9 protein-coding genes are annotated in these 9,191 nt (G+C 61.9%); 6 read left to right on the top strand and 3 right to left on the bottom strand.

Features of this window, described 5'->3' with window-relative positions:
- Window positions 1-64 precede the first annotated feature (64 nt).
- Together argA and argE are read right to left on the bottom strand one after the other, a co-directional pair.
- Window positions 65-1,363, bottom strand: coding sequence for an amino-acid N-acetyltransferase (argA, locus tag NPS29_RS28300; protein WP_274136778.1), 1,299 nt, complete (start codon window positions 1,361-1,363; stop codon window positions 65-67).
- 163 nt (window positions 1,364-1,526) lie between these two features.
- On the bottom strand, window positions 1,527-2,675 hold the full coding sequence (gene argE / locus NPS29_RS28295) for an acetylornithine deacetylase (RefSeq protein ID WP_274136777.1): 1,149 nt from the start codon (window positions 2,673-2,675) through the stop codon (window positions 1,527-1,529).
- Between the two features lie 160 nt (window positions 2,676-2,835).
- On the opposite strand from argE, the gene NPS29_RS28290 reads away from it, so the two are divergent.
- Window positions 2,836-4,203, top strand: coding sequence for an inorganic triphosphatase (locus NPS29_RS28290; protein WP_274136776.1), 1,368 nt, complete (start codon window positions 2,836-2,838; stop codon window positions 4,201-4,203).
- A 178-nt stretch (window positions 4,204-4,381) separates the two neighbouring features.
- Here the strand turns inward: NPS29_RS28290 and NPS29_RS28285 are convergent, their stop codons facing one another.
- Window positions 4,382-4,852 (bottom strand): Lrp/AsnC family transcriptional regulator, encoded by a 471-nt coding sequence (locus tag NPS29_RS28285; RefSeq protein ID WP_274136775.1) that lies wholly within the window; start codon window positions 4,850-4,852, stop codon window positions 4,382-4,384.
- Between the two features lie 162 nt (window positions 4,853-5,014).
- Here NPS29_RS28285 and NPS29_RS28280 point away from each other — a divergent pair, with 162 nt between their 5' ends.
- From NPS29_RS28280 to NPS29_RS28260, 5 genes are all read left to right on the top strand, one after another.
- Complete coding sequence (locus NPS29_RS28280) at window positions 5,015-5,362, top strand: hypothetical protein (RefSeq protein WP_274136774.1); 348 nt, start codon at window positions 5,015-5,017, stop codon at window positions 5,360-5,362.
- 112 nt (window positions 5,363-5,474) lie between these two features.
- On the top strand, window positions 5,475-7,259 hold the full coding sequence (locus tag NPS29_RS28275; RefSeq protein WP_274136773.1) for a GspE/PulE family protein: 1,785 nt from the start codon (window positions 5,475-5,477) through the stop codon (window positions 7,257-7,259).
- A 92-nt stretch (window positions 7,260-7,351) separates the two neighbouring features.
- Window positions 7,352-8,305 carry an SPFH domain-containing protein gene (locus tag NPS29_RS28270; protein WP_274136772.1) on the top strand — a complete coding sequence of 318 codons (954 nt, stop codon included), beginning with the start codon at window positions 7,352-7,354 and terminating at the stop codon, window positions 8,303-8,305.
- A 3-nt stretch (window positions 8,306-8,308) separates the two neighbouring features.
- Window positions 8,309-8,755 (top strand): NfeD family protein, encoded by a 447-nt coding sequence (locus NPS29_RS28265; RefSeq protein WP_274136771.1) that lies wholly within the window; start codon window positions 8,309-8,311, stop codon window positions 8,753-8,755.
- Between the two features lie 76 nt (window positions 8,756-8,831).
- Window positions 8,832-9,149, top strand: coding sequence for a DUF2388 domain-containing protein (locus NPS29_RS28260; protein WP_274136770.1), 318 nt, complete (start codon window positions 8,832-8,834; stop codon window positions 9,147-9,149).
- The last annotated feature ends 42 nt before the right edge of the window (window positions 9,150-9,191 follow it).

The raw sequence follows: 9,191 nt of genomic DNA, 5'->3' as shown, positions 1-9,191 counted from the left end.
GCGTCTGATAGCGACTACCGCAGTCGCGGGCAAGCGCGCTCCTACAGGTACAGAGGGTGTTTTTTTAAATCGCCTTCTCGAAAATCTTCGAATTTCGCTGATAGTTGTACAGCGACGCCCGCGCGCTCGGCAGGCGGTCTACGCTGCTTGGCTCGAAGCCCCGCTCGCGGAACCAGTGCGCGGTGCGGGTGGTGAGCACGAAAAGGGTCTTGAGGCCCTGGGCCCGCGCCCGCTCTTCGATGCGTTCGAGCAACTCATCGCCGCGTCCGCCGTGGCGGTACTCAGGATTCACCGCCAGACACGCCAGCTCCCCCGCCTCGGAATCGGCAATCGGATACAGCGCCGCACAGGCGATAATCAGCCCTTCGCGTTCGACCACACTGAACTGCTCGATCTCGCGCTCCAGCACCTCGCGGGAGCGGCGCACCAGAATGCCCTGCTCTTCCAGCGGGGTGATAAGGTCGATCAGGCCGCCCACATCACCAATCGACGCCTCGCGCACCAGTTCGAACTGCTCCTGGGCGACCAGCGTACCGCCACCGGCGCGGGTGAACAGCTCGGACAGCAGCGCGCCGTCCTCAACGTAACTGACGATGTGGCTGCGGGCCACGCCGCCACGGCAGGCCTGGGCCGCCGCATCCAGCAACTCGGCCTGATAGTTGTTGCCCAGACGCTGGAGGTGCGCCGGTACTTGCTGCGGGCGCAGTTCACGCACCAGCCGGCCCTGCTCGTCCATCAGGCCGGATTCAGCGCCGAACAGCAGCAGCTTCTCCGCCCCCAGATCGACCGCGGCGCGGGTCGCGACGTCTTCGCAGGCCAGGTTGAAAATCTCGCCCGTTGGCGAATAGCCCAAGGGCGACAGCAGCACGATGGAACGCTCATCGAGCAGGCGATTGATACCCTTGCGGTCGATGCGGCGCACCTCGCCGGTGTGCTGATAGTCGACGCCTTCGAGCACGCCAATCGGGCGCGCCGTGACGAAATTGCCGCCAGTCACCCGCAGACGCGAGCCCTGCATGGGCGAAGCAGCCATATCCATCGACAGCCGGGCCTCGATGGCGATACGCAGCGCGCCGACCGCATCGATCACGCATTCCAGCGTGGCCGAGTCGGTCACCCGCAGGTCGCGGTGGAAATGCGGCGTGATGCCCCGCGCTTCCAGGCGGCTTTCGATTTGCGGGCGCGAACCGTGGACCAGCACCAGACGCACGCCCAGGCTGTGCAGCAGCACCAGGTCATGGACGATGTTGCCGAAGTTGGGGTGCGCGACGCCGTCGCCCGGCAGCAGGACGATAAAGGTGCAGTCGCGGTGGGCATTGATATAGGGAGACGCGTGGCGTAGCCAATTGACGTAATCGGGCATCTTCAAAAGGGCCTGTAGAAAAATGGACGAAGGGTGAAAACACTCACAGCGGCATGAGCTTTATCGTCGGAACAGGCATCGCAACACGCGTAGTCTCCTTCTGGTTCTGGGTTCTGGCTGGCTCAGGTGACAGCACTCAATGGACAGCATTCAAGGGCCGCATTCAAGGTGTAGCCAGGCAGTAATGCTGGATCAATTCACGCAGTAGACGCACTGTAGGCTGCAAACGTGACATTTCGAGATATTCGCCGGGCTGGTGCGCGCAGGCGATGTCTCCCGGGCCCAACACGATGGTTTCACAGCCCAGGCGCTGAAGATAAGGCGCTTCAGTGCCAAATGCCACCGCTTCTGCGGTATGCCCTGTCAGACGCTCGGCCACCCGCACCAGTTCCGCATCGGCGCTTTGCTCGAACGGCGAGACTTCGGCGAACAACGGCGCGTAGTCGATCTGCACCTGATGCTGTTCGGCCAAGGGCTGCAGCTTCTGGCGAATGGCGGCGCGCAGCATTTCCGGGTCCATGCCCGGCAGCGGGCGCAGGTCGAACTCCAGTGAACACTGGCCGCAAATGCGGTTGGGGTTGTCGCCACCGTGGATGCAGCCGAAGTTCATGGTCGGTTGCGGAACGCTGAACTGCGGATTGCTGAACTGTGTCTGCCACTGCTGGCGCAGGCCCTTGAGGGCGCCGATGGCGTCATACATCGCTTCGAGGGCGCTGTGGCCAAGGCTCGGATCCGACGAATGGCCACTGCGGCCCAGAATCTCGATGCGCTCCATCATCACGCCCTTGTGCAGGCGAATCGGCTTTAGGCCCGTGGGCTCGCCGATCACCGCAGCGCGGCCCAGCACGCCACCGGCCGCTGCGAGGGCCTTGGCGCCGGACATCGAGCTTTCCTCGTCGCAAGTCGCCAGGATGATGAGCGGCTGCTTGAACGGCTTGTCCAGCAAGGGTTGCAGGGCCTCGATCGCCAGCGCGAAAAAGCCTTTCATGTCACAGCTACCCAGTCCTACCCAGTTGCCGTCGACTTCTGTCAGCTTCAGCGGATCGGTCTTCCACAGCGCGTCGTCATAGGGCACGGTGTCACTGTGGCCCGACAGCACCAGGCCGCCGGGGCCGCTGCCGTAGGTCGCCAGCAAGTTGAATTTGCCAGGGCTGACCTGCTGGATGTCGCAGGCAAAACCCAGATCGCCCAGCCAGGTGGCCAGCAGGTCGATGACGGGGCGGTTGGACTGATCCAGCGCAGGTTGCGTGCAGCTCACCGAAGGCGCGGCGATCAGGGCCGCGAACTGCTCTTTCATGGACGGCAATGGCATAGGCGACTCCTGGGTGCAGGTTGTCGAACATCATAGGGTGTTCGAGCAGCTGGAATAAACGGTCACGGGTGATGTCCTGTACACTGCACGACCCACGCAGCTGTGTCGATTCCGGTTGCGTCTCCTGTTATCAGTCATACAGCTCCTGGATTCTCCGGCCATGCAGAAAGAAACCGAAATCAAACTCCGCGTCAGCCGCGAAACCCTCACCGCCTTGCGCGAGCACCCGCTGCTGAAGAAACGCAACAAGAGTGGCTGGGAGCGTCTGGAGCTGTTCAACCAGTACTTCGACACCCCAGAGCGCGAACTGGCTCACGCCAAGGTCGCCCTGCGCCTGCGCCGTGACGGCGACGCGATCATCCAGACCCTCAAGACCCGCGGCCAGAGCGTTGCCGGCCTGTCCGAGCGCAACGAGTACAACTGGGACCTGCCCAAGGCCAAGCTGGACTTGAAGAAGCTCGACGGCGAGTGCTGGCCCGAGCAACTGGCCGATCTGGACAAGAAGACCATCAAGCCGCTGTTCACCACCGATTTCGTCCGCGAAAAGGCCGAGATTGCCTGGGGCCGTGGCAAGTCCAAGGTGGTGATCGAGGCGGCGCTGGACCTGGGCAACGTGATCGTCGGCAAGCAGAAGGAAGAAATCTGCGAGCTGGAGCTGGAACTGCGCGAAGGCGAACCGGCGGCCCTGCTGGAACTGGCCGCCGAGCTTGCCGAGAAGCTGCCCTTGATGCCTTGCGACATCAGCAAGGCCGAACGCGGTTATCGCCTGTTCGACGCCAGCAGCTACTCGATCAAGCTGCCGGTCCCGGAGCTGCACGCTGAAACCTCCATGGACGATGCCTACAGCGCGCTGGCCTGGTTCCTGCTGGGCAGCAGCCAGCGTCTGGCCGAGCAATACCGCTTCAACGGCCACTGGAGCCTGCTGCAAGACTGGGTACAGATGCTCGCCGAGCTGCGTGCCCTCACCGGCAGCCTGGGCCAGGCCGCCCCACGCGCCTCGACCCACGACCTGCGCGCGGCGCTGGACGCCCTGCTCGAAGACTGGCGCACGCTGGTGCAGGCCGGCCAGGACGATCCTGATGTCCGTGCTGCTGCCCACGAGCAGTTCATCGAAGAGCTGGAAGACCCCCGTTGGGGCCTGTTCTCGCTGACCACCTCGCGCTGGCTGATGGAGCGCAGCTGGACCGTGGAGCGCACCAACCGTGGCAACCGCCAGGGCAACGCGATGCTCAGCAGCTGGCTGCCGCGCTTCCTGGGCGATGAAGCCACCGCGCTGAACCTTGCGCGCTATCAGCAGCAGCCTGAGGACCTGGCCGAGCAGTTGCCACGCATCGAGCGCATCCAGGTCTGGCTGCACCGCGCCCGTCAGACCCTGGAACTGCCGGAGCTGGACCGTCTGTACGGCGAGCTGAACAAGCTTGAAGAACTGGCGCAGCTGGACATCACCGACGAAGTCCTCGACGCCCGCGAACAGCAGACCATTACCGTGCTGCAAAGCAAGGCGTGGAAGACGCTGCTGAAGATCTAAGCAACGCCAAACCCCTGTAGGAGTGAGCTTGCTCGCGATTGCAGAGTGTCAGATTCGGAAATGGTGACTGATACGCCGCGATCGCGAGCAAGCTCACTCCTACAGGAGAGGTGGTGAATCAGTCAGGCAACCTCCAACTGATCCACCGCCATCGCGGGCAAGCGCGCTCCTACAGAGGTTACCGGGACACGGGCAGACTCGTGGTCGATTTGATCTCCGACAGCGCCACCGTCGAGTTCACCTCCTGAATCCCCGGCACCAGCGACAGCTTCTCGAAGAAAAACCGCTCGTACGCTTCGATGTCCGGCGTGACGATGCGCAGCAGAAAGTCCACCGACCCCATCAGCACGTAACACTCCAGCACTTCCGGAAAGCCGCGAATCGCCTCGGTGAATTCGGTGAAATTCGAGCGTCCGTGGGCATTGAGCTTCACTTCGGCGAAGATCTGCGTATTCAGCCCGATCTTCTTGCGATCCAGCAGCGTCACCTGGCGCCGTATAACCCCCTCATCCTTCAACCGCTGAATCCTGCGCCAGCACGGCGACTGGGACAGGCCCACCTGCTCGGCGATCTGCGCGCTGGACAGCGAAGCGTCCTCCTGCAGCAGCGCCAGGATCTTGCGGTCATAGGCATCCAGTTCGATTTGCATAAGATATTCCCGGATTCAACAATCGACGCATAATCTAGTCGAAATGGCCGTTGATCAACCGATCATAGACCAGAAATTCCCGTTTCAGCATGCAAGACTTTCTCTCACTCAAACAGCTCGCTGCCTTCAGCCCATCGGACAGCGAAAATAGGAGAGTTCAGCATGTCCCACCTGCAAGCCGTCAACGCCGCGCCGCTTCGTCACGATGCCTGGTCCGTCAGCAATGCCCACTGCCGTTCGCGTTACCAGATCCTTGCCGAGGCCGAGCCAGACCTGATCTGCCGGGTGCTGAACCTGTTCGCCATGCAATACCTGATTCCGCAACAAGTCAGCGTGTTGCAGCAGGAAGGCATGCTGATGATCCAGGCGCAAGTCGACGGTCTGACGTGGCACCGAGCCCAGGTGATTGGTGAAAAAATGCGCAATCTGATCAATGTTTGTTCAGTGGAACTGGAACCGATGGAGGATTTTCACGTCCTATCCGAGCCCGTCTCACTGGCGGTCGGTTGAGTACGCTGAAAATATTGGCAACGCTTCACTACCTGCAGGACGCAACAACTGGCACGCTTGGGACTACTCTTGCTTACCAACGAAGTAAGCCGTCTCGTCCAAAGGAGCCCGCATGTCCGTCCTTGCCTCATCTTCCCAGGACCGCTGGCTGGATCTGAATGAAGTCCTGCGCGATCTCGTCGCGCAGGGATACCTCGACCAGGACAACGCCGAATACGCGCTGACCCTGCGCCGCACTGCGCAGAACCTGCAAACCCACCCGCTGGAATTCATCGCCGCGCAGCAGTTCGACAACCTGCGTCGCCCCGGCAAGAAGCTCGACCTTGAAACCCTCACGGCCTGGCTGGCCGAGCAATCGGGCCAGCCCTATATGCGCATCGACCCGCTGAAGATCAATGTCGCGGCCGTCACGCCGCTGATGTCCTACGCCTTCGCCCAGCGTCACAAGATTCTCGCAGTGGCCGTTGATCGCGAAGCCGTGACCATCGCCAGCGCCCAGCCCTACGTGAAGGCCTGGGAAGCGGACCTGATGCACGTGCTGAAAATGCCGATCAAGCGCGTGGTCGCCAACCCGGCCGACGTGCAGAAGCTGGCGGTCGAGTTCTACCGGTTGGCCAAGTCGGTCAGCGGTGCCAGCGCCACCGACCAGAAAGTCAGCTCGCTGGGCAACTTCGAGCAGTTGCTCAAGCTCGGCGCCAGCGATCAGGAGCCCGACGCCAACGACGCGCACATCGTCAACATCGTCGACTGGCTCTTCCAGTACGCCTACCAGCAGCGCGCCAGTGACATCCACATCGAGCCACGCCGGGAGGCCGGCACGGTGCGCTTTCGCATCGACGGCGTGCTGCACAACGTCTATCAGTTCCCTCCGCAGGTGACGATGGCGGTGACCAGCCGCCTGAAAAGCCTGGGCCGGATGAACGTAGCCGAGAAGCGCAAGCCGCAGGACGGCCGGGTCAAGACCAAGACGCCCGACGGCGGCGAAGTGGAGCTGCGACTTTCGACCTTGCCTACGGCATTCGGCGAGAAGATGGTGATGCGGATCTTCGACCCCGAAGTGCTGCTCAAGGATTTCGACCAGTTGGGCTTCTCCGGTGACGATCTGCGGCGCTGGGAGGGCATGACCTATCAGCCCAACGGCATCATCCTGGTGACCGGCCCGACCGGTTCCGGCAAGACCACCACGCTCTACACCACACTCAAGAAGCTGGCGACGTCGGAGGTCAACCTCTGCACCATCGAAGACCCTATCGAGATGGTGGAGCCGGCCTTCAACCAGATGCAGGTCCAGCACAATATCGACCTGACCTTCGCCAGTGGCGTGCGCGCGCTGATGCGGCAGGACCCGGACATCATCATGATCGGCGAGATTCGCGACCTGGAAACCGCCGAAATGGCGATTCAGGCCGCGCTCACCGGGCACCTGGTGCTGTCGACCCTGCACACCAACGACGCGCCGAGCGCAATCAGCCGCCTGCTGGAACTGGGCGTGCCGCATTACTTGCTCAAGGCGACGATTCTTGGCGTGATGGCCCAGCGTCTGGTGCGTACCTTGTGCCCCCATTGCAAGGCGCCCATTGAGCTTGATGAAGTGGATTGGCAGACCCTGACGCGGCCTTGGCAGGCGCCGGTACCGAGCGGCGCCCATCGCGCGGTTGGCTGCGCGGAGTGCCGTGACACGGGGTATCGCGGGCGTGCGGGGGTATACGAAATCATGTTGATGTCCGATGCGGTCAAATCCCTGATCACCGCCGACCTGGACCTCACGGCCCTGCGTCGGCAGGCGTTCAAGGACGGCATGCGCAGCCTGCGCCTGTCGGGTGCGCAAAAGGTTTCGTCCGGCATGACCACCGTCGAAGAAGTGCTGCGCGTCACGCCTCAGAGCGAACAGCGCTAGGCAACACCCCGGCACGTTCCCCCAATGTTTATCGCCACTACACAGGGTAGAATCGGTACAGAACTCCAACCATTGTTCAACAGGGATAGGTTATGCAAATCGGTAGTGTGGTTTTACTCTTCGTCGCCTTGGCCATCGCCATCGTGTTCATGGGTTTCAAGGTGGTGCCGCAGGGCTATCAATGGACGGTCGAACGCTTTGGCCGCTACACCAACACCCTGAAGCCGGGCCTTAACATCATCGTGCCGGTGATGGACCGCGTCGGACACAAGGTCAACATGATGGAGACCGTGCTCGACATCCCCCCACAGGAAGTCATCACCTCCGATAACGCCACGGTGCAGATCGACGCCGTCTGTTTCTATCAGGTGGTCAACTGCGCCCAGGCTGCATACGAAGTGAACAATCTGCAGCACGCGATCCGCAACCTGCTGCAAACCAACATCCGTACCGTACTCGGCTCCATGGAACTGGACGCCATGCTCAGCCAGCGAGACTCGATCAACGAGCGCCTGTTGCGCATCGTCGATGAAGCCACCGCGCCATGGGGCATCAAGATCACCCGCATCGAGATCAAGGACATCAGTCCGCCTGCCGACCTGATGGCAGCAATGAGCGGCCAGATGAAAGCCGAGCGGATCAAGCGCGCACAGATTCTCGAAGCCGAAGGCCTGCGCGCCTCGGCGATTCTCACCGCCGAAGGCAAGAAACAGGCGCAGATCCTGGAGGCAGAAGGCGAACGCCAGGCCGCTTTCCTGGAGTCCGAAGCCCGCGAGCGGCAGGCCGAAGCCGAGGCCCGTGCGACCCAAGTGGTATCCGAAGCCATTGCCGCCGGTGATGTGCAGGCGATCAACTACTTCGTTGCACAAAAATACATCGACGCGCTGGGCAGGCTCGCGGCAGCCAACAACAGCAAAGTCATCCTCATGCCACTGGAAGCCAGCCAGATGATCGGCGCGGTCGGCGGTATCGGTGAAATCGTCAAGGCCACCTTCGACAAAGGCGCTGCCGACAAGAGCAGGCCTGAAGCCGGCAAGCGAGTCTGAGCCATGTGGGACTACCTGCAAAATCTGTCGTTCTGGGACTGGCTCGGGCTGGGCACCGTCCTGCTGATCCTGGAAGTGTTCGGTGCAGGCGGTTATCTGCTCTGGATTGGCGTGGCCGCGGCGGGCGTCGGAATTCTCACCTACATCATCCCGGCAATGAGCTGGGAGGTGCAGTTCCTGCTGTTCGCCGTGCTGTCGGTGCTGACTGCGCTGTACTGGTGGCGACGCCAGCGCAGCGTGTTGCGCAAGTCCGACCAGCCAGGTTTGAACATGCGAGGTTCGGAGCTGATCGGCCGCACTTTCACTGTTCACGACGCCATCGTTGGCGGTCGCGGCAAGATCAAGGTAGGCGATGGCGTGTGGATGGTCGTAGGGCCGGATACCGCCGTGGGCATGCAGGTCAAGGTGATCGCCCAGGACGGCGCGATCCTCAAAGTGGAAGCAGTATGAGTGGGGCGAAATGGAACTACATCGACCTTGGGCGTATCAAATCATTTCAGAACAACCAAAGTCGGAGTAACCCGTCATGCGTCTTAAACTTGCTGTAGCCACGTTAGCCCTGCTCTCCCTGCCGGTCGGTTCAGCCATGGCTGACGGCTTTCTGCGAGACATCATTTCGTCCGGCGCCACCACTGGCTCGACGTACCTCACGTTCCGCCACCACAAGCTGATCGTTGCGGCTCAGGATGACGCCGGTAGCTTCGTCGCCAGCGATGGCGCAATCCGTGGCCCATACCTGGAAGCAGCGCTGGACCAGGTACGCAAGGACAACCCAGGCCTGAACGCCTCGGACATGGACCTGGCCAACGCGATTCTGGCGAAGAATCTCGTTGCTGAAGAGTAACTTTCTGACACGGATCTCGTAGCAGCACGGCTTGCCGGCGGG

This window comes from Pseudomonas putida, assembly GCF_028682175.1.
Taxonomy (GTDB): Bacteria; Pseudomonadota; Gammaproteobacteria; order Pseudomonadales; family Pseudomonadaceae; genus Aquipseudomonas; species Aquipseudomonas putida_AD.
This window is presented reverse-complemented; position numbering and strand designations above follow the sequence as displayed.

Coding starts and splice junctions, on each gene's coding strand:
- argA (WP_274136778.1), bottom strand. CDS start 1,363: ATGCCCGATTACGTCAATTGGCTACGCCACGCGTCTCCCTATATCAAT.
- argE (WP_274136777.1), bottom strand. CDS start 2,675: ATGCCATTGCCGTCCATGAAAGAGCAGTTCGCGGCCCTGATCGCCGCG.
- NPS29_RS28290 (WP_274136776.1), top strand. CDS start 2,836: ATGCAGAAAGAAACCGAAATCAAACTCCGCGTCAGCCGCGAAACCCTC.
- NPS29_RS28285 (WP_274136775.1), bottom strand. CDS start 4,852: ATGCAAATCGAACTGGATGCCTATGACCGCAAGATCCTGGCGCTGCTG.
- NPS29_RS28280 (WP_274136774.1), top strand. CDS start 5,015: ATGTCCCACCTGCAAGCCGTCAACGCCGCGCCGCTTCGTCACGATGCC.
- NPS29_RS28275 (WP_274136773.1), top strand. CDS start 5,475: ATGTCCGTCCTTGCCTCATCTTCCCAGGACCGCTGGCTGGATCTGAAT.
- NPS29_RS28270 (WP_274136772.1), top strand. CDS start 7,352: ATGCAAATCGGTAGTGTGGTTTTACTCTTCGTCGCCTTGGCCATCGCC.
- NPS29_RS28265 (WP_274136771.1), top strand. CDS start 8,309: ATGTGGGACTACCTGCAAAATCTGTCGTTCTGGGACTGGCTCGGGCTG.
- NPS29_RS28260 (WP_274136770.1), top strand. CDS start 8,832: ATGCGTCTTAAACTTGCTGTAGCCACGTTAGCCCTGCTCTCCCTGCCG.